Here is a 21016-nt window from a genome sequence, read left to right as displayed (position 1 = left end):
ATGAGTTATGAGTTATGAGTTATGAGTTTAAATTCCTAACTTCTCACTCCTAACTCCTAACTAACTCCTCACTCCAGCCCAAACAATTTGCCAGACTGGAGGTGAGCTAATAAAAAGCGATCGCCCAAAGGTGGTCATCTCAAATCGATATTTAACCGTACCAACTGAATCATTACCTCCTTTGATTTGTGTAATCGTTACAAAGGCCTGATTTCGTTGCGGATAAGCTACCTCTACCTTTCGCGTTCTTCCCACTCCTATGTCCTCAAAGGCATTCAGGGCGAGGGTAGCAGGATCGCTCCCTTGGAGAGATGAGTTGAGCTTTTCTAAAGGTATAATTTTATAATCGGAACGCTCTGGGTATGCCACAATCTGTTGAGACTGATGTATTGCTGCCACCTGCTGAGTTTGTCCATCACTAGTCTCAACAATCGGTGCAGATGCCTGACCCTGGATAATATAAACTCCAGCGCCAGCAGTGGCAAAGATACCTAATATCACAATCAAAAAGAATTTCAATTTTGCCGACATAAAAGTAAACAGGAATTTCAAATAGGTTTATTACCAATTTTGAATTCTAGATTGAACTGCATCCCATATCCTCTATCTCTGAGAAGCTCTTGTATCTTAAGCAGTAGTTATGAGGAATATAAATAGCACATCCCATTTAATCTGTGAGAAACTCGTGGTGGTTTTTGCAAGTCAACGACTAAAACGAGATCGACATATTGGCTAACCATTCAGGATAGCTCTGTATTATAGACCTCTAACTCATATTTAGGTTCCTAAAGTATTAGTCATTTGTCATTAGACATCTCCGAAAATTAATGCATGACCCCTCTCCAAACCTCTCCCCGAAGCGGAGAGAGGCTTTAATTCCCCCTTCCCTTGTAGGGAAGCTATCCATTATAAACATCTTTCTTAACAAAAGTTTTGACAAAAACCGAAAATTGTGTATGTTCATACCCAATGCCCCCCAAGAGTGCTGAGTAATGAGTGCTTAGTGCTGAGTAAAGAAGTTGAGATTCCCCACTCACCACTCGGAACTGTTTTGCCCAATGCCCAACCTAAAATATAAACAGTCTAAAACCCTCCCACCAAGATACAATTCGATCTGATAAAAACTGTTAAAGTCCATAAACCATTGATTTCCAAACCACCCTATGAGCATTCACGAAGTATTTATGCCGGCGCTGAGTTCCACCATGACGGAAGGCAAAATCGTCTCCTGGGTGAAATCGCCAGGGGACAAAGTGGAAAAAGGCGAAACAGTGGTGGTTGTAGAGTCAGATAAGGCAGATATGGATGTAGAAACCTTCTATGAAGGATTTCTTGCCCATATCATAGTTGAAGCTGGTGAAACTGCCCCAGTAGGATCTGCGATCGCCTTCATTGCCGAAACGGAAGCTGAAATTGAACAGGCCAAATCTCTTGCCAATTCTGGCGGCGCAGCTGCTACTACAACCTCTTCCCCTGAACCAGTCTCCGCCATAGCCTCATCTGCCACACCTGCCTTAGCGTCTCAAAACGGGTCTAACCACAAAGAAGGAAGGCTTGTAGCTTCACCCCGCGCCCGCAAGTTAGCCAAAGAACTCAAAGTTGATTTAACTACACTCCAAGGCAGTGGTCCTCACGGACGCATTGTCGCTGAAGATGTAGAAGCATTGTCCAATAAGGGCAAACAACCTACCCCAGTTCTCCCAGCAGCACCCATACCAACTAGCGCCCCAGTTGCACCCCCAGCACCTCGGACACCAGCACCCACACCAGTAGTAGCGGCTGTTCCTGGTCAAATTGTACCTCTAACTACCTTCCAAAACGCCGTAGTACGGAACATGGTAGCTACCATATCCGTGCCCGTCTTCCGTGTCGGTTATACAATTACCACCGATGGATTAGACAAACTTTATAAACAAATTAAATCCAAAGGCGTGACAATGACAGCGCTATTGGCGAAAGCTGTAGCAGTGACATTGCAAAAACACCCATTGTTAAATGCTAGCTACTCAGACCAGGGTATTGTTTATCATTCTGATATCAACATTTCCGTAGCAGTAGCAATGGATGATGGCGGATTAATTACACCTGTGCTGCAAAATGCCGACGCAGTGGATATATATTCTCTATCGCGTACTTGGAAATCTTTGGTAGAACGTGCGAGAGCAAAACAATTACAGCCCCAAGAATACAACAGTGGTACTTTTACCCTGTCCAACTTGGGAATGTTTGGCGTAGACACATTTGATGCGATTTTACCGCCTGGACAAGGTTCAATTTTAGCGATCGGGGCATCGCGTCCGCAAGTAGTAGCAACACCCGACGGTTTATTTGCCGTGCGACAACAAATGCAAGTTAATATTACTTCTGACCACCGGATTATTTATGGTGCCCATGCTGCGGCGTTCTTGCAAGATTTAGCAAAATTGATTGAGACAAATCCTCAATCTTTGACACTGTAGTTTTGAAAAAACACCAAATTTAAATGTTAGCGCTATGAGCGAGCAGCAATTTTTCGTAGAGTAGCGCTAACAACAAACAATACTTACACTTCAATACTACAAACTTTAACTCCTCGCTGCTCTGGTACTGGGTACTGGAGACTGGGAATTTGAGCCAGAACTAATTCGTCAGTTTTTGAGGCGAGAAGATATGAGAGAATCTGCCATTTATCAAGAAATTCTTGAAGAAGGACTGCAAGAAAGTAGACAACGAGGCATTGAACAAGGTATTGAAGAAGGAAGACAATCAGAACTTAGGCTAGTGATACGTCTATTAACTCGTCGGCTTGGTTCATTTATCTCTGTTTCTGTTAGTAATTGCTTTTTATGTCTAAGAAATAAATTATTTATTCACCTTGTAAATTATTAATTTTTAGCATTATTTTCCTGAGCTTGTTCTTGACTGGATGCCCAAGTAAAGACGGTGGAAACAAAGCGACGAGTAAAAAGATAGACAGAATAACTATCAACGCTAAAAAAAAGATAATATCAATGATTACGACTCAAGAAGCTTTTTTTCAAAGCAGAAAAATTTTGTGATAATTACCGATCAAAAAGGACAAGAAACATCATTGAAAGATTGGGTTATTGGCGATCCACAAAGCTGTTACCGATACTACATTAGACCGGGAAATATTAAGATTAACACTAATATTAATAATGTTGCTGATAGTATTTATATCTATGCATTTCAAGATGCTTGTAAAGGTCATTGGGGCTTTACACTTAACTTATATGTTGGTGCTATTTTTGCCGTTCAACTTCCTGGTAGTAAGGAACTGAAAATGGTGAGTGTTATTTGCAAAGAGAATGATACAGCCTATCTTTCTAGAAAAAATTTATCTTTACCAGAGTACACAAGCGATGTATTAAAGTGCCCTTCAAAAACAACAAAAGTGTATTTCAATGATTCAAATAATTTTACAATTTTACAATTTTACAAAATAAAAAGAATATAAGACTTTAATGCTAATTTATTAAATAAACTTCAATAAACTGTCAATAGCATATATTTTTCAACTTATTCCATAGTTCAAGTGCGGGAATGTGAATCAGACTAGCAAATTGTGCATCGGCTGTTTCTATCACTATCCATTCTCCACTTTCTAATTGCCCGATATCAATTGCTATATAAGGAACACCAAGGCATTCAGAGGCTAGGATTGCCAATTTTAATACTTGCGTCTTTTCTGATTTTGATAACTTGCTCAAGTCATCTTGACCATCCCAATAATATCCATATTTTAGAATCTGCTGATTATAAATAAAGCATCTAAATTCTCTCCCCATTGGAAAGCCATTTGGGGCTAGGCGTTTATGCCGCAACTTTACCAATTTCCTAACAATAACTCTACCTCGTGAACCATATTTAAGTTTTAATAACAATTCTGTTAGTTTGACTAATTCCTCGTGATTATTCGCTACACAAGACTCCCATCCTTGCATTTTTCTAGATTGAACTGCGCCTTTGACAAACAGAGGAAATCCCAATAATTCACCAGCCTCAATACATTCGGTTGTTGAAGTAATTACCAGGCTATCGGGTGTCAATCCTTTTAAGTGAGGGTAAAATAGGTCAAACTCTAGTGCTGTCTGGTGTTCTAAAGGAGTATTGAGTAATTTTATCCCCTTATCTAAAGCTGCATGATATATAGCCTTATAACGCTCAAACTCAGGGATATATCCTATCCAGATACCAGCAGTTATTTTAGGATAGTTAGGAATGTGCCAGAGAGCATTTTCGGCTGTACTACATCGTTCAAAATCTCGTGGTATGTAGTAGACTTTGCACCCTAATAATTGTGCAGCTTCAGTCATCAATTTATTTTCGCTAGCGCTGGCAGATTGCTCTATTTGTTCAGTCGATTCACTTAAAACAATCATTTATTCTTCAGCGTGCCTCAATAGTTAAAAATAAAAAGGTGGGCATTGCCCACCCAAGAGACTTATCCCTTCACACAAAGAACTTGCTTAAGTGTTGCTACAACTTCAACCAAATCCGCTTGATTTTCCATAACTTGCTCTATTGGTTTATAAGCACCGGGAATTTCATCTAAGACACCCTCATCTTTGCGGCATTCTACTCCATTTGTTTGCTCTATCAAATCGTCAAGTGTGTAGACATTTTTTGCCTTATTTCTAGACATTAAACGTCCTGCACCGTGAGAACAAGAACAAAAGCTGTGGGCATTACCTTTACCTTTAACGATGAAAGACTTTGCCCCCATCGAACCAGGAATAATCCCATAATCTTCAGTTTGGGCACGGACTGCACCTTTACGAGTAACGTATACATCCTCGTCAAAATGCACTTCTTTTTCTGCGTAATTGTGATGACAATTAACCTGCAATAAAGGTTTAGTTACCTTCCCACCTGCGAGATGTTTCTCAACTATGTGCTTAAAACGCGCCATCATCACATCGCGGTTGACACGTGCATAGTTTTGTGACCATTGCAAATCATGCCAGTATGCTTGAAATTCTGGCGTACCTGCGACAAAGTGAGCCAAATCTGGGTCAGGCAATTTATTACCTGCCATTTTTGCTAATTCTCTGGCTGTATGAATATGACACTGGGCGAGTTTATTGCCAATGTTACGCGAACCAGAATGCAGCATCAGCCAAACTTGGTTCTCTGTATCGAGGCACACTTCAATAAAGTGATTTCCTCCACCCAGAGAACCCATCTGTTTCATTGCTTTACTTTGTAGGTCTTGTACACCGCGATGCAAGTCTTTAAAATCATCCCAGTGTTGCCAATTGCTGACAGATTTTTGAATGTCTTTATTTTCGTTGAATCCAGTTGGAATTGCTGCTTCAATATCCAAGCGAATTTTCTTGAGTTTACCTTCTAGTTGTTCGGTGGTAAATGCTGTTTTGATCGCGCTCATACCACAACCAATATCCACACCGACAGCAGCCGGTATAATTGCCTCTTTGGTTGCAATTACAGAACCAACTAAAGCACCTTTTCCTAAGTGAACATCTGGCATTAATGCCACGTGCTTAAATACAAATGGTAATGATGCCACATTCTTGGCCATCTTGGTTTCTTCTGGCCCTAAAGAGTGATTTGCCCAAGAGAAGACTGGTGCTGGTGTGGTAATTTCTAATTTTTCGTAGGGCATAATTGTTTCTATTTTGGATTTTAAATTTTAGATTTGGGATTGGCTATATGACACTGATAATTATCGGTATGACTTATAACCCATTAGTTAGTTGTAGCAATTTAAATGTTGTATTGTCTTTGATTTAGCTGTCTCAATTTTCGTGCAGATGAAGAATTACTTTTAGAAAGTAATATACTTGTAGTATGAATGTAGCAAGATGGATTACAAACGTCAAGGCGATCGCACCAAAGAAAGCAGATATTTCCCAGATGTATTAAAATTTGTAAAGAAAATCACTTTGTTTCCATAACCCCTTAAAGTTCTGACACAATATGACAGTGCGTCAAGATACAATCTGGGAACGTTTTTTATCCCCTGTAGTGCGTCTTTTGATTGATGAAGACGGTTTACGGCGTTACGCTGATAGTATTGATTGGGAGAAAGAGAGCGATCGCTATCGACGAGATGATGTCACAATTCCGTCGTACTACAGCAGTCAAAACTTTCACGGTGTTACTAACGGATATCTCAATTCTGATGCCGCAGTTACTTACGATCCGATTACCCAATATGTTCTACCGCCGAACGAAAGTACTGTCCGTCAGGCTTTAGTGGATGCTGTCAAGGTGAAACCACGACGCATACTCGATTTAGGTTGCGGCACAGGTTCTACTACCTTGATGTTAAAACAGGCTTTCCCCCAGGCGGAAGTTATCGGTTTGGACTTATCACCCTATATGCTAGTCAGGGCAGAAGATAAAGCACGAAATGCTGGCTTAGAGATCCTCTGGCGACACGGAAATGCTGAAAAAACTGGCTTGAGGGATGCTTCTTTTGACTTAGTGACAGCTTCTTTGCTATTTCATGAAACACCAGACGCCGTATCCCTAGCAATTCTGAGGGAAAGCTTCCGGTTACTGGTAACTGGAGGGCAAGTATTAATTCTAGATGGAAATCAGAAAACTCTGCGTCAGTTACAATGGCTTAATGATATTTTTGAGGAGCCATATATTCGTGAGTATGCTGCTGGTAGTATAGATGCGAATATGGGTGCAGCCGGATTTGAAGCAGTGCGATCGCAGGATGTATGGTGGATAAATCAGGTAACTAGCGGCGTTAAACCAATAGCAACCGAAAATGTCCGTCAGTATACTCCCACATCAATAGATAATAATGATTTGGAGGGACTTGGTTCTCCAGCATTTGGCATAATGGCATGAGTTTAAAGGCAGTTCTCTTTGATTTTAATGGTGTCATCATTAATGATGAGCCAATCCACCTACAACTGATCGATGAGATTCTCATTGAAGAAAATCTCCAACCCCAAAAGGTGAGTGAGCGTCAAGCTTCTTTGGGACGCAGCGATCGCGCTTGTTTTCAGCAATTACTTGCTAATCGTGGTAGAGTAGCCAACGAAAACTATTTAACTCAGTTGTTGTACCGCAAAGCCCAAGCTTATACGGTGGAACTAGAAAAAATCGAGAAACTGCCTTTATATCCAGGTGTAGCAGACTTAATATTTCAGGTGCGATCGCGAAATCTGAAACTAGGATTAGTCAGTGGTGCTATTCGCAAAGAAATCGAATTAGTACTCAATCGCGCTAAACTGGCTGAATATTTTAAAATTATCGTTGCGGGTGATGACATAACCACCAGTAAACCAGAACCCGATGGTTATCTACTGGCAGTGAAACACCTGAATAAAGAATATCCTGACTTGAATCTTCAACCACACGAGTGTCTAGCAATTGAAGATACTCCAGCTGGTATAGCAGCAGCGAAGCGATCGCAAATGCAGGTTGTTGGTGTCGCAAATACTTACCCATTTCACATGCTCCAGCGTTGCTGTAACTGGACTGTTGATTATCTCAGTGATTTGGAACTCGAACGGGTGCAAAAGGTTTATTCTCAAAAACAGCCTCAACCATCGGCAACTGAATGCTAAAATAGTCAATGGTGATGGTGAAAGAGTATTGTTCTGAAGAGTGATATTTCTCATAACTCAGGACTCAGCACGGGCTAAACGCCCCGCTAACATAACTCAGCACTGATTAAGGGGAATTAGCTCAGTTGGTAGAGTGCTGCGATCGCACCGCAGAGGCCATCGGTTCGAATCCGTTATTCTCCATTTGTACTGTTCTAACCGTTCGTTCAGATTTACCAAGCTTTTTGGCTGCTTCCTCCAATCTTTCACCGTAAGTTAGGCGATCGCAGGGTTTACGTAGATTGCGAATTATCTCTAGCTTGAGTCTTTGTTCACCTGAGAGTCTGAGTTCTGAGTCCTCTAAAAATCTCTGATCTAAAAACTCAACAGATTTGTCTTCTTCTACAGAGTTATCATTCTCACTCAATGGCTCAACTTCCATTAAAAAGTCGAGTGTGTCTGTATACTCGTCATCCGATAGGAAGCTGTCTTCATCTTCTAGTTCAAACTGGTCATCTACATCTAAAGGATTCATAGATGTGATTTTTCATTGATTATTTGGGTACATTTATACTACTATGAAACTGCGAAGAATTGACATTTAATTCATCGCTAAATTAAGAATTGTCATCTAATTAGTCGTAAAACCTAAAAAAAGACGCTTAATTTGTCGCCAAAGCCTGAATTAGTTTTTTACGGGTTGAATTCCTGAAAGTCCTGATATATAGGGATTCGTAGTTAATTAAATCTTTTGACAAATAATTTGTCGCTGTGGTCAAATAATTTGTCGCTCTACACTTGACATCCCGGTAGGTCGAATTTTGGAAAAATACTCTCCCTAATGCTTATTGCTAACTTAAGTAATCTTACAGTGGGGCAGTAACAAACAGGAAAGCTATAAAAGCAACAAAGCTTTGGAGTCACGAGTAAATGACAAGTCAAGAATCGCCAGATTCTCACCAAGAAATTCTGTTGAAAAGGTATCAAGTGCAACAGGAACTAGGCAAAAAAGCCGGACGGCGATCGCTGCTAACTCGTGACTTACAAACTCTAGAATTAGTAGTAGTCAAAATACTGTCTTTTGGTAATGAGTTTGAATGGAACGACCTCAAATTATTTGAGCGGGAAGCTGAAACTCTCAAAGCACTTTCCCACCCAGCCATTCCCCGCTACCTTAACTACTTTGAGCTAGATTCACCCAACAGCAGAGGATTTGCACTCGTACAAAGTTATATCCCAGCCCAATCTCTAGAAGCACAACTCAAAGCTGGGCGTAGTTTCAGTGAAGAAGAAGTTAAGGAACTAGCAAAAGCAATTCTAGAAATTCTCAAATATCTGCATGGTCGTCAACCGCCCGTAATTCATCGTGATATCAAACCAAGCAATATTCTATTAACAAATCGCTCTGGTAATAGTGTGGGTGAAGTGTACTTGGTAGATTTTGGTTCAGTGCAAACCATCGCCAGAAGAAGCAGCACTATGACAGTTGTGGGAAGTTACGGCTATATGCCACCAGAACAATTTAATGGTAGAGCTATTCCAGTTTCAGACCTTTACAGTTTGGGCGCAACTTTAATTTATTTAGTGACAGGTCAACATCCAGGCGATTTACCGCAAACAGACCTACGAATAGAATTTGAACAAATTGCTAATATTAGCCTTAGTTTTAGCAGTTGGCTAAGGCAGATGACAGAACCTATTGCGAGTCAACGTTTGACCTCTGCTGAAGACGCTTTACAAGCTTTAGAACAACCTGTAAATACAACTCAGACTCAGACAAGGGCGACTAATTCAACGATGGGCAAACCTCCTGGTAGTAAAGTAGTTTTGAAGAAAAGTGCTGATTTTATAGAAGTTATTGTTCCACCAATCGGCTCATTATCAAATTTGACTAGAATTTATATATGGTCTTCAATCCTTATACTGCCTTTTCTATTTATTTTGCTTTCTATAATACTTAGAGGTTACGGATCACATTCTTACATAATTTTTCCAAAATTAATAATATTAATAATAATGTTGTTATTTTTAGTTTGCCTTTTAGCTAACAATATTTTGCATATTTTGATAGATTTTTTTGGGGAAATGCGATTGCACATCAGTAGACAACAGATTTCACGAATATTTAATCTTTTTGGGATTGAGCGTCATAGTCCACTTTCTAGCCCAATGCAAAACATAAGTCAACTGGAACGCACAAAAGATATTGCTAATAGACCTTACCTAATAATCTGGGCAGGAAGCAGAAAGTATGAAATTTTTACCAATTATGCTAATAGTTTTCCTGTGACTCTGCCAGAACTTGACTGGCTAACTCATGAACTTAGCAATTGGCTAGGCTTACCAATTACTAGAGAGTAAACTACAAACTAAATTCTGCTGTGCCGTCCTCATCAACTTCTGCATCCTTACTCATAGCAGTAGGTTTAAATTTAGAGCCATGAATTAATTCACCAAACGCAATTCCTGGATTTTGGTGAAGAATATTCAGCACACTCATAAAATCTCGCACAATTTCCCCTGGTGTCAGTAATGCTTCTGCACCCAAGCGATTAATAATTTCTTGTACAAACTCCTTCAACTCACTATTTTTCAAAGTCTGTTCATAGCCAAAATTGAGTGCATGAATCTCAGCTAAACGTTGCAGAAGCGTCAATATTTCTGCTTCACTCAACGGATTCAACCGAATCACTGGCCCTAAATGTTCCTGAACATTAGCTTGGGCAACAAAACGGCTTTCTTTTGTACGTCTTTGCCAAGCTTGGTCTGCAAAAAGTCCGCGTTTGGGGTCTTCTAAAAATTTAGTTGTTCCACCAACGACAATGCCAAGATGTTCTGCTTTACACTGCATAGTATCGTTAAACATTGCGAGGAGTCGATTATAATTCTTTTCCCGCGTGACTGTAGTAGATATTTGATATAAATGTACAGCTTCATCAACTAAAATTAACAGTCCTTTATAACCAATTTCAGCTACAAATTTCGCAAACAGTTTTATATAGTCATACCAACTATCATCATCAATAATAACGCGCACTCCTAAAGCTGCTTTCGCCTCAACTTTAGTAGTAAATTCTCCCCGCAACCAGCGCATTGCCGCATTTTTTAAATTATCATCATCCATTCGGTAGCCACGCCAATAAGCGATAATCACGCTACCAAAATCAAAACCGTGAACTAAGTCTTCAATATACTGAACTACTTCCCTAATTTTCGATTCAACTTGGTCATCAAAACCATCGTCATTGGGACGCATTTCAGTTTCTTTAACCACTTCTTGTTGAATTTTATTAATCCATCCTTCTAAAATTGAGACTAAAGCACCACCCTCAGGACGAGTTTTTGTAGCTAGATGGCTCATTAATTCTCGATAGGTAGCGACACCTTCATTGTTGCTTCCAGCTAATCGGCGTTCCGGGGATAAATCAGCATCAGCTACTACAAAACCTTGTTCCATAGCGCGGTTACGAATTAGTTGCAGTATAAAACTTTTCCCTGAACCATAATTACCAATTATAAAGCGAAATGCTGCTACACCTTCTGCAATATCATCGAGATTTTGTAATAGGCTTTTTAGTTCTTTTTCTCGGCCTACTGCGATATATTCAACTCCTACTCTTGGTACTACCCCCGCACCAAGGGAATTGATTAAAGCAGTGGAGATTTTTTTCGAGATTTTGAGCTTTGCCATGTATTACACTTCACTTTATTCTAAACACAGAAGCACGCAGTAAAAATGTCCCTAGACCTAGCGAATAGAATTCGCGGCTATACAGACAAAACCCACAAAAGTGGGTTTCAAATTTTTCAGAATCCGCGCAGCCGCGATTTCTAATGGCCAGGTATATTTGCAAAGGTGAGATATTCGCGTAGGTTATGGTACATATTCACATTACTACTAAATCTTACGACGGCAATAATAATTTAATTTTAATTTGACGAAGCATGTCTAGCCATAAGGTCTTCATACGTTGCAATCATTTTCCTGATATGGGTTATATGCTCCTGATAAAATTTGGGATTTTCCGAATCTGTATTAATTATTAATTCACCAATAGTATCATTTGCCCGTTCATTTATAGAATCGATTAATAGATTCGGCATAGTGATATTTGCTTCGGCAATTTTTTTAATAGCACCATTGGGATTATCTTGTTCAACTATAGCTTTTAAGACTTGTAACTCATGTTCTCGGAGATTTTCTAGAAAATTAGTCCATTCTTCGGGTATATTCTCCGATGTCTCAGCATCCGAAGTTTTAATGACGGCTGAAGTTTCAATTATTTCAGAAAAAGGAAACAATTCAATATCATCATCATCTTCTTCTGGAGAATTTTCTGTAAAAGGCTCTGAATTAAATGTTTCTACTTGTTGTAGTAATTCCCATACTTGATTTTGCAATGAGTCTCGTTCTTCTTGCAATAACGAAATTTGCCCTTGCAACTGCTGTAATTCAGCTTTTTGTTCTGCTATTTGGGTTTGTGAATAATTCAGGATAGCTTGGATATTTTCTCTTTCAGTTTTTGTTGCTACAAGCAATTGATTTTTTTGGGTTGTCTCAACTTCTAGCTCTTGAATTGCAATTCGCAATTCATATAGTTTTTCTTCTAATTGGGGTTTGAGTCTGCCTAAAAGAGTTAAATTGCTTTCAACTTCTTGTTTCTCCTGCTGGAGTTCAGAAATTTGACTTTGCAACTGAGTGATTTCAGCACGAGATACATTACAATTAGATTCTAGACGACGCTTCTCTGCTGTGAGGATAGAAAAAGCGTTGTTCAATTCGGTTTGATTTTCCTGCAAGTTATCAATTTCAGTTTGCAGATTATTGATTTCACTTTCCAGCTGCTTTTTTTGTCCGGCAAATGTTCTTAACTCTCGATGTAGACTATCTCTTTGACTACGGCTTTCTGTAACTTGATTTTGCAGATGTTGTGATTCGGCATATAATAAATTATGATGTTCTTCGATTTGATTTATTTCTCTGACAACACGAGCTTTTAATCCCTCCATATCTTTAATTCGCCTGCGGAGAGAACCTAAAACAAACATTTCATAATTTCTGCGTCGCTTATCTACGAATACTGCTGCTGCATAGATAGTTGCGGCAGTAATTACACTGGTGAGAAAGGCTTTATTAAAATCCCAGCTTGGGACAAGGCTAAGTCCAAAACTCACACTAAAGGCAACTATCACTAGTATAAATCGATTGCTGATCATTACTGATTGCATATTGCTGGGTTTTAGCGTAGTTAAATTATCAGAATAAGTAGTTCTTAAGGTCATTACCCCTCTCATAGTCATTCTTAAATATCTAGTTTGAGTTACTGGTGCATAACCATAACATTGTTCTGTAAATAACCAAGAAGTGCAACGATCAATGAGTTAATTTTAATGTTAGATGTTGAGTGTATTGTTATTTGCATGAAAAAGTGTTAAATCTGCTTTGAGAAAATCAACAAACTGCCGTGCTGTACGTCCAGAACGACCATTATGGCGAGTTGCCCATTGTAATGCTTGAAATTCCAAATCTTCTTGGGTAATATTAATTTCAGCTTGGGCGGCTAGATGTTGTACAATTTTCAAATAAGTTTTTTGATTGGCTGGTTCAAAGGTCAAGGTTAAACCAAAGCGATCGCTAAACGAAAGCTTCTCCTGCATCGTATCCCAAGCATGGATTTCCTCGTTATCCTTAGGTGCAGGTCTATCCACAAAAAACTCCCGAATCAGGTGGCGGCGATTGGAAGTAGCGTATACCACTACATTTTGAGGCCGCGCGGTTAAATTACCTTCTAAAACTACCTTGAGAGCTTTAAAAGCTTCATCATCTTCTTCAAAGGAAAGGTCATCGACAAAGATAATAAATTTTTGTGACACACCTCGTAAATGTTCGGCAATTTCTGGTAAGTCTTTTAAATCAGATTTTGCTACTTCCAACAAGCGGAGGCTGCGATTGCTATATTCATTCAACAAAGATTTCACCAAAGAAGATTTGCCAGAACCTCGACTACCGTAAAGTAATACATGCAGCGCCATCTCTCCTGATAATAAAAACTCTGTATTTTTGAGCAAAGTATCCCTTTGAGACTCGTAACCGACAAGGGCACTCAGCTTAATTGGGTCAGAATACCGAATACCGATAAACTGACCAGCTTGCCAGCGTAAAGCCCGATATTCTGCAAATAAACCAGAGCCACATTGCCGATAATAAGCTGCTAACTCTTCTACAGCATCACCCCAATTATCTAACTCTTGTAGATATGTAGCGAACTTTGTCTCTACTCCTACCAATTCTTGCTCTTTATACCACACTACCGGTGAAATCGGCGTATGAGCAACGCCTTGTACCCACTCGCTTAAAGAAGCGCTGCTACATTCATAGAGACTTTGCAATACTTGTAAATCATGGTGAACTGCTGCTACTAAAGCTGGGGGCAAATCTTTAAATTCTCGCTGTTGGGCCAACCTTGTAAAAGGATTCTCAGAGAAGAGAAGTTGAGTAATTAAATAATCTTCCCAGTTTTGATTTCTAGCAGCCAAAGCGTGGAAGTAACTGCCGTAGGCTTGGAGACAACCCCTTGCATCGGCTTCAGTGTAACGTATAGCTTGCAACAGTTCCAGAAATGCTATCCCCACTTCGCTTTGGAGAACAGACTGGTACAGTAAAAGTGAGGCTGCTTGGCGCTGGAGATGTTGAACCTTTGTATATGAGGAAGTACTTGCCATTGGCATCGCTTGATTATTCATCAATCAATTGTGTGGTATAGCTAAATAGCTATGGTAAATTGTCTGCTGACCCTGGTAATAAAGTCAAAGTCTATAGATGTTTTAACAATGAATTTAGGTATAGTTGCTGCTTTTGCCTACGGCATTTTAGCGATTGTTGGTGGCATTATTGGCTACATTCAGGCTACAAGTATAGTTTCACTCCTAAGTGGTAGTATTAGTGGTTTATTACTAATAATTGCGGCTTTTTTTCAACTCCAAGGGCATACCTGGGGTTCGATTTTAGCAGTATTAGTTACTGCTATTTTAGTAGTCTTCTTTGCATTTCGATTGGCAAAAACACGCAAGTTTATGCCTGCGGGATTAATGACGATTTTGGGTATGCTGGCATTGGCGGTGATGGTGAATCAAATGGTGGCTCTAAGGTAATATCAGTCTTCAGCAATTCTAAATTCAAAATTTGACAGGGTGCAGAAATAATTTGAGACTGAGAGCAGGCAAATTCAAGTCAGGGTGATGTTTGGATTAAGAATGCTAAGTTTTGTGAGCCTACTGGGATTTTTGCAGGGAGTTATTGAGACAATCAAAGACCCAAGGCAACCGGGCAATGCAATTAAATACACAGTCAAAGATGCAATCTAAGGTAGAGGTGTTGTTACTTGTTTTCATAATCTAAACCTTAATGCAGTATGGTAATTGCGATCGCTATTAACCCGATGCACATGTACTATTATCGCCTGAATCTTTAAGCAACACTTCTGTCTACCGTTATTCGACAAGCGATCTGCCGGAGGCTTTACGCTATCGCCCAGACAGCAGATACAATATGTTAGTTAATAGGGCAGCATCTTTCACCGCATCCCTATTGTGTAAGAGGTCAAGATGGTACAGACTCCCACCAGCCCAGAAACCGAAACTCTATCGATTGAGATACCAAAGACAATTGGGTTGTACGTCACTCAAGAACAATTTGCAACCTTAGCAGCAGCCAACCGAGATTTGAGACTGGAAAGAACTGCACAAGGAGAGTTAATTGTGAATCCACCAACAGGCTGGGAAACTGGAGAACGCAACCGCAGCCTCACTGGGCAACTTGATCGCTGGTACGAAGAAAATGAAGATTTGGGTAAAGCCTTTGACTCTTCTACTGCCTTCATTTTACCCAATGGTGCAACTCGCTCTCCCGATGCCTCTTGGGTCAGCCGAGAACGTTGGCAAGTATTGACTCCCGAACAAAAAGGAGCCTTTGCTAATATCTGTCCCGATTTTGTCGTTGAGTTACGCTCTAGCTCAGATCGGCTTGCTCCCCTACAAACTAAGATGAGAGAGTATATCGATAATGGCGCTCGGCTAGGCTGGTTAATCAATCCGCAACAGCGACAGGTGGAAATTTATCGACCAGAATTAGCCGTGGAAGTGTTAGAGAATCCGTCCCAGTTGTCCGGTGAAGCGGTGTTACCGGGTTTTGTACTGAATTTGCGTCGGTTGTGGGATTGAAAAATGCTTATGAGGCGATCGCTTGACAGTAAATTCAGATTTTTGTCGCTCTTAAGTAAAATATTATCAATGTATTGTAAATAGGACTTACGCATTGACAGAAAAGCCAAAATAACAGATATAGTTTTCAAGGCTTCTAGCTAGATTTTTCAATTATCTTTTTGCGATCGCAACCAACAAAGGGTAATGTGCAAAAGTCTGAAACAACGTATTTACGTTGACACACAAGATAGTTATTTTGTACAGTGCGTAAGTCCTATAACAGTCCAAACATTACTGAATTTATTTATGGTGGGTTGAAAGGTAAGGCAGAGGTCTGCTATTAAAAAATGCCACATACATATAGTAGTGACATTTAATTTGTTAACATTGACACCAATTTGTTTGAATTGACATCAATCTGTTAACAGTGACAAATAATTAGTTAATGTACACCTTGAAGGCGGCACCCGGATTTGAACCGGGGGTGGAGGTTTTGCAGACCTCAAAAAACAACGTTTTTATAAGCTTCACAAGTAATTTGATAAATTTTTACCCCAGTTTTACCCCAAAACAGTACTTGTCCACAAATCTACACAATACAAAAATTCTCTATATATACCACTAAATCTTCACCTGGATGAAAAATATTGTGACGCTTGAAATGAACTTGATCGGACCCACCTAAAGATTGAAGTTGGTAATTTGGTAACAAATTCCCGTAGATTCTTTAGCTGAGGAAGCTTCTAGAGTGGTAACAAACTTGTTAACTATTCGGTAACAGTCTTTTCTGCAACTTACTGCACCCTTTGATATCAGGTAATTTGAGCGGATAAATATCGACGGTAACAAAATACTTCTCATTCCCAAATAATTGATGAGCATTGTTACCGTCCTCAGATTTCCTTACACTAAGGCATTCAAGCCTTATATTCCTGTTTGTTCCCAGCCTGTTAACACTTTGTTACCAGCTTCAAAACTATTGCACAAAGCAGTTAAAGTACATTGTTACCAGTTTTACCAGAGTCATCTTTGATTCGGATTTGGTAAGCTCTACCAGACTGTTGATTATCACTTGCATGACCTAAATCAACCACCTGTTTCATGAATGCTCTAGCTGCATCAGCACTTAGTTTCTCGCGGCTTGATGACCAGTGAGTAACTTTCCTTGCCGTAATCCAACCTGTCCTTCTAAACCGTTCTACAAATCGGGTAATTTTTGATGAATCTGGATGAATTGTTATACCAGAGTCAGCATAAATAAGCCGAGCTTGACCAATCAACCACTTTGTAAATGCGATCGCTACCTCCAATATCTCACTTTGTACGATAGTTTCCGGTATGCGCTCATCAACAATCGCATTCACACAATGGACAATGAGAGCAATTCTAGCTGCTCTCTCTTTTGCTTTTGGATAAATGGCTCTCAATGCGGAATTTGGTTCAGTAACTTTCTGCTTTTCACACCAACAATGCCATTCCTTCCAAACTTGTTGCCCACTTAGATTCAGTTGGTAAGTCTTAGACGGCAAGTTTTCTAAGTCCTTGTAAAGTTTTTTAAGCAATACTGGGAGGTTATGGATTGTTTTAGCACTTGGTGGTGGCATTTCGGTTAATGGTAGCTGAATCCACAGATATCTAGACCAAAACCCGTCGTCTTCTTCCAAGTTACTCATCTGCCTTCGCAAAACACAGGGCTGAATTGTTCCTACTACACTTACAGATGTACGAGATATCGATACTCTAGGTCTAGTTTTGCGGTTAATTTTGATAGGTTTACCGTCATAAGCAGAGAGCCATTTCTGGCGATCATTACCTCGACCTTGAGGGCGGTACTGATTAAATCCAGCAAATAATCCTGCCAATTCATCGATCGCAACAATAACTCCTCGATTTGGTTGCTTGCTAAGGCAATCAGCGATCGCCTCTAAAGTTGCATCTTGAAGGTAATATTCCCGTGGAACTGGTTCAGTGGGCATATCCCTCTTCTCATCTTTCGAGAGTTTGTGCCATTCGGCTAACTCTTTTTTATACTGTGCTAAATTACACTGATAAGTGTTTTCAGCATCTGCCTGCAACTCTTCAAGCGGATTCAGTATGCTATTCAAAATTGGTGATTTTGTAGCTCCTGTCTCACCAACCAAACCCATCCACAGAATTGGGGCTGGGCGGAAGTTTGTAGCAGCATCAATTTCGATACAGGTATTAACTCCTAATAAAGAAGCTGCAACAGGTAAAAAAACCCCAATAAAAGTTTCGAGCGGAACATTGAAACGTTTAGCGAGGGATGTTAATGGAATCGTCAGGTGCGAAGAAAGTAATAATTGAACTGGCGCTACTTTTTCAGTAAGTTCAAGGAGGCTTTGAACCTCTTGAGCTAGCTCCTCCGTATCTTCTGATTGTTCAGGGCATGGTGATAAAGACTGTTGATCATCCTTGCTCTCACTTCGATTATTACCAAATGGAGATTGCCAGCCATTCCGTTTAGCTAATAATCCTAATGTGCCTAGCCCAATACCCTTAGCAGACTTGAAAGATTTCCAATGCTTTGCACAAGCATTTACCTCATAGTTCGTAGCACCTCGACTCCAGTTATCCCACTCAGGTAACAATTCTTGGCTAGCAGAGTGTAGAGCCATTCCAACCTTAAGCCAAGTATCGTAGTCTTCTGTTGGAGGAATGGTACTGAGGTAAGACAAAGCCCAATCCTTGTCATTCCATCTTTGTAAACTATTTAATGGCCTGGATTCCAATTGAGTCAGTTGATGCGGAGGTTTATTCGCCAGCATTTGCTCAATTATCCATAGAGGAACTTCTGCGATGTCACATTCCGCAGGAGACTGACCTGGAAACCATTGATAAGCTCCTGTAACAGGGTGGTATCCAAGAACAACAGATTGGCAACCATCCCAACGAAGCTCAAGTTGTTCGGGTTTCCCATCTTCTCCGTTGGTGTCTGTTTTGATTTTTTTGGTAGCGAGCGCTCCCCAATACTTTTCTGGTACTCGATAAATAGCCTGATAGCGTCCTTCTCTACCTGATGTTAGAGTAACTGTTTTAGGTAGTGCCTTTTCAAGAGATTGTTCTGAAAGTGTCTGAATTAGTCCATCACAACTTGCCCCATCATGGTCAATAAACAGTAACCCGCTTGATGGAGTTCCGCAAAGAACGCCAACTGCACCCCACCTGGAAACAGGTGGATTAATGATTTTGCCATCATGTGTTTTTACTGTTAAGCGTTTGAAGTCACCAGTCTCGACTGCTACTTCAAAGTCATGTAGTTCTAAAGGAGTATTTTGCCAATTATTTCCCAATGGAGCTTTATTATGACCCACCGGAATCAGTGCCCAATCTTTAGGTATTAATTTCAAATACTGAAGAAGTTGCTGAGGCGTTATTGTGCTAATTCTGTTAGAATCTTGAGCAGAAGAATTTTTTTTACTTTGGCGATCGCTGTTAGTAGTGATCGCTTCTTTATGGATTTGATCCATTGTCAAGTTCTCTGTTGTAACTGGTATGAGGAGAGTTAATCAAATAGTATTGAAACTTCCTTTGAAGAGCAGTGTGTTGGTTAGTGAGTATAAAAAATCAACTTTTACTTTTTCGAGTTTTTTGTCCTTCTAAATTTGCCAGATAGCGTGCAATTGTTTCCTTGTGTGCATCTGGGTTATGCTTATTAGCAAGCCAGTTGAGGCAAATCTCCAAGTTGTACCGAATTGTTCTGGAATTCTCTCGAACATAATGAATTCCTTCAATCCATTCGCCACGTTGTCGTATTGCTTTTAGGGTATGTGAACTATACCCAATGTGTTGTGCTAGAAAATGTTTGTTGCAGAATGTGAAATTCATAATACATCCTTATTTTTTGCGGGCATATTGAACTGTTATGAGGAGTAGTGCATTTGCAATTGCTTCCAACACTCTTGCCAAAGTAATTTCTAGATGGAGAATTTTTTGAAATCCTATAAAATATTATAGATGCCTCATAACAAGAGGCTTTCACTAAACTAAGTGAAAGCTTTCCAAGTAGAAATATGGCATTCCTTGAAGCACACTTATCAAAATAACCTCAAAAATCTCCGATCTAAAATAAAATTCAAACTTTATAAGTTTTGTTAAGAAAGTGCAAATATAGTCAAATTTAAGATGAAGTACACTGAACAATAGCAACCATTTGTTTATCAGCAAAATGTGGAACCCATTATCTTTTCAGTCTGAACACTTGTCTGATGTTGAACTTCAAACTTTAGTAAAGCAGTATTTTAAAGTACCTAAAGCTTTACAAGAACTCCCACTAATCCTTATTCCAAAACACTTGTTACCTCTTTCCGTTGAGATGAAGCAGCAGCATCCATTCATCCACCAGGCAATACAAGAATGGCTTGATATTGCTAGGAGAGACGATGAGTTTTTGCGAATTGAGCGTCGCTTAATTCCGCATATCCCTGTATATATAGCGAATACATCTAAAGGGCAACAGTTTTTCAAAATTGCTAAGGCAATTGGTGACATTCCTTTGACTGCATCGGTTGTGCCTAAGAATCAAAACCAAGGCTATTGGTTAAAAACGCTACATTACTTCTGGCAAGCAAGAGGAGTAGTTATGGCGCAGCAACTACTTGGACTAATACAAAACCCTTTGGAAGAAGGAGGTGTTTTTATCCATCACTTCCCAGACACCACCATCAATAACCTTAAATTGACTAAAGAGATAGATATCGCTTGCTTCCGAATTTTAGTCAGAGGTCAGCGAATAATCAAACAATGGGCACAAAAGAATGAAATAAACTACGCGTTTAGTAATCCTTTAGAACTTTTTATTGAGATCCTTAAACAAAATTTTTTGGTCGCATGGTATTTGCGTCCATGCAACCAAAATTGGACATGGATTACAAGAAAAAAACAACGAGAAAATATCGCAGATCGTGCTTATATGCTTAAAAAATTAATTTGGCAAGAATCACCTTTTGATAATTATTATTACTGTAAAAAGAAGCAACAGTACCTTGATTATTTGCAAGGTGCAGGTTGGGATGGTTACTGGATATTGGCAATGAGAGGGCAAATTAATGCTCGGTACAACAAGCACTTAGAACTCTATTTAGGAGACTACCTCAGTGCTTTCATTCAAGGGAAGGAACTTTTTGTAGATGAATTCGATTGGCGAAGTGGACAACCCTACAAAAAACGAGAAAAGAACGGGAAGATCACAAACAGACCTCAGCAGATTCAAGGAATTGTCGATTTGTGTGGATACATCCTGTGGTCTTGGTCTTAATATTTAT

At 39.7% G+C, this 21016-nt stretch carries 17 protein-coding genes and 1 tRNA gene; 10 read left to right on the top strand and 8 right to left on the bottom strand.

Translation table 11 applies throughout. The annotated features are described in order from the left end of the window. Positions 1-60: 60 nt before the first annotated feature. Positions 61-531: a hypothetical protein gene (locus tag V7L07_RS03235; RefSeq protein ID WP_335055014.1), complete on the bottom strand. Its 471-nt coding sequence runs from the start codon at positions 529-531 to the stop codon at positions 61-63. A 632-nt stretch (positions 532-1163) separates the two neighbouring features. Between V7L07_RS03235 and V7L07_RS03230 the strand changes: the two genes are divergently transcribed. From V7L07_RS03230 to V7L07_RS03220, 3 genes are all read left to right on the top strand, one after another. Continuing rightward, positions 1164-2459: a dihydrolipoamide acetyltransferase family protein gene (locus V7L07_RS03230; protein WP_335055012.1), complete on the top strand. Its 1296-nt coding sequence runs from the start codon at positions 1164-1166 to the stop codon at positions 2457-2459. A gap of 190 nt (positions 2460-2649) precedes the next feature. Beyond that, the gene (locus V7L07_RS03225) at positions 2650-2868 is read left to right on the top strand and encodes a hypothetical protein (RefSeq protein ID WP_335055010.1); all 219 of its coding nucleotides are present in this window, start codon (positions 2650-2652) and stop codon (positions 2866-2868) included. 166 nt (positions 2869-3034) lie between these two features. After that, positions 3035-3457, top strand: a complete 423-nt coding sequence (locus V7L07_RS03220) for a hypothetical protein (RefSeq protein ID WP_335055008.1) — start codon at positions 3035-3037, stop codon at positions 3455-3457. Between the two features lie 40 nt (positions 3458-3497). Here the strand turns inward: V7L07_RS03220 and V7L07_RS03215 are convergent, their stop codons facing one another. Then, positions 3498-4382 carry an ATP-grasp domain-containing protein gene (locus V7L07_RS03215; RefSeq protein WP_335055006.1) on the bottom strand — a complete coding sequence of 295 codons (885 nt, stop codon included), beginning with the start codon at positions 4380-4382 and terminating at the stop codon, positions 3498-3500. A gap of 62 nt (positions 4383-4444) precedes the next feature. Beyond that, the gene (locus V7L07_RS03210) at positions 4445-5626 is read right to left on the bottom strand and encodes an RtcB family protein (RefSeq protein WP_335055004.1); all 1182 of its coding nucleotides are present in this window, start codon (positions 5624-5626) and stop codon (positions 4445-4447) included. Between the two features lie 314 nt (positions 5627-5940). Here V7L07_RS03210 and V7L07_RS03205 point away from each other — a divergent pair, with 314 nt between their 5' ends. The 4 genes from V7L07_RS03205 to V7L07_RS03190 all read left to right on the top strand — a co-directional run bounded on the left by V7L07_RS03205 (position 5941) and on the right by V7L07_RS03190 (position 9893). Continuing rightward, complete coding sequence (locus V7L07_RS03205) at positions 5941-6828, top strand: class I SAM-dependent methyltransferase (RefSeq protein WP_335055002.1); 888 nt, start codon at positions 5941-5943, stop codon at positions 6826-6828. Further along, positions 6825-7553, top strand: coding sequence for an HAD family hydrolase (locus V7L07_RS03200; protein ID WP_335055000.1), 729 nt, complete (start codon positions 6825-6827; stop codon positions 7551-7553). The genes V7L07_RS03205 and V7L07_RS03200 overlap by 4 nt, the downstream gene beginning before the upstream one ends. 110 nt (positions 7554-7663) lie before the next feature. Then, positions 7664-7736: transfer RNA gene (locus tag V7L07_RS03195), tRNA-Ala, on the top strand. 726 nt (positions 7737-8462) lie between these two features. Then, the gene (locus V7L07_RS03190; protein WP_335054998.1) at positions 8463-9893 is read left to right on the top strand and encodes a serine/threonine protein kinase; all 1431 of its coding nucleotides are present in this window, start codon (positions 8463-8465) and stop codon (positions 9891-9893) included. Between the two features lies 1 nt (position 9894). On the opposite strand, the gene V7L07_RS03185 is transcribed toward V7L07_RS03190, so the two are convergent. The 3 genes from V7L07_RS03185 to V7L07_RS03175 form a co-directional block, all read right to left on the bottom strand. Continuing rightward, the gene (locus V7L07_RS03185; protein ID WP_335054996.1) at positions 9895-11223 is read right to left on the bottom strand and encodes an ATP-binding protein; all 1329 of its coding nucleotides are present in this window, start codon (positions 11221-11223) and stop codon (positions 9895-9897) included. Positions 11224-11462: 239 nt separating this feature from the next. Continuing rightward, entirely contained in the window at positions 11463-12761 is a 1299-nt protein-coding gene (locus V7L07_RS03180; protein ID WP_335054994.1) for a tellurite resistance TerB C-terminal domain-containing protein, read from the bottom strand. A 165-nt stretch (positions 12762-12926) separates the two neighbouring features. Next, positions 12927-14276, bottom strand: a complete 1350-nt coding sequence (locus tag V7L07_RS03175) for an ATP-binding protein (protein ID WP_335054992.1) — start codon at positions 14274-14276, stop codon at positions 12927-12929. A gap of 87 nt (positions 14277-14363) precedes the next feature. Between V7L07_RS03175 and V7L07_RS03170 the strand changes: the two genes are divergently transcribed. Together V7L07_RS03170 and V7L07_RS03165 are read left to right on the top strand one after the other, a co-directional pair. After that, on the top strand, positions 14364-14684 hold the full coding sequence (locus tag V7L07_RS03170; RefSeq protein ID WP_335054991.1) for a TMEM14 family protein: 321 nt from the start codon (positions 14364-14366) through the stop codon (positions 14682-14684). A 453-nt stretch (positions 14685-15137) separates the two neighbouring features. After that, entirely contained in the window at positions 15138-15752 is a 615-nt protein-coding gene (locus V7L07_RS03165; protein ID WP_335054990.1) for a Uma2 family endonuclease, read from the top strand. A gap of 974 nt (positions 15753-16726) precedes the next feature. Here the strand turns inward: V7L07_RS03165 and V7L07_RS03160 are convergent. Both V7L07_RS03160 and V7L07_RS03155 read right to left on the bottom strand, forming a co-directional pair. After that, on the bottom strand, positions 16727-19222 hold the full coding sequence (locus V7L07_RS03160; protein WP_335054988.1) for a DUF3987 domain-containing protein: 2496 nt from the start codon (positions 19220-19222) through the stop codon (positions 16727-16729). Positions 19223-19319: 97 nt separating this feature from the next. Beyond that, positions 19320-19580 (bottom strand): hypothetical protein, encoded by a 261-nt coding sequence (locus V7L07_RS03155; RefSeq protein ID WP_335054986.1) that lies wholly within the window; start codon positions 19578-19580, stop codon positions 19320-19322. 373 nt (positions 19581-19953) lie between these two features. Between V7L07_RS03155 and V7L07_RS03150 the strand changes: the two genes are divergently transcribed. Continuing rightward, positions 19954-21009: a hypothetical protein gene (locus tag V7L07_RS03150; protein WP_335054984.1), complete on the top strand. Its 1056-nt coding sequence runs from the start codon at positions 19954-19956 to the stop codon at positions 21007-21009. Positions 21010-21016 lie beyond the last annotated feature (7 nt).

The sequence above is a fragment of the Nostoc sp. genome (assembly GCF_036916985.1).
In the GTDB taxonomy this organism is placed as follows: Bacteria; Cyanobacteriota; Cyanobacteriia; order Cyanobacteriales; family Nostocaceae; genus Nostoc.
The sequence above is the reverse complement of the archived record's forward strand: the minus strand, read 5'-3'. Positions and strand labels throughout refer to the sequence as shown.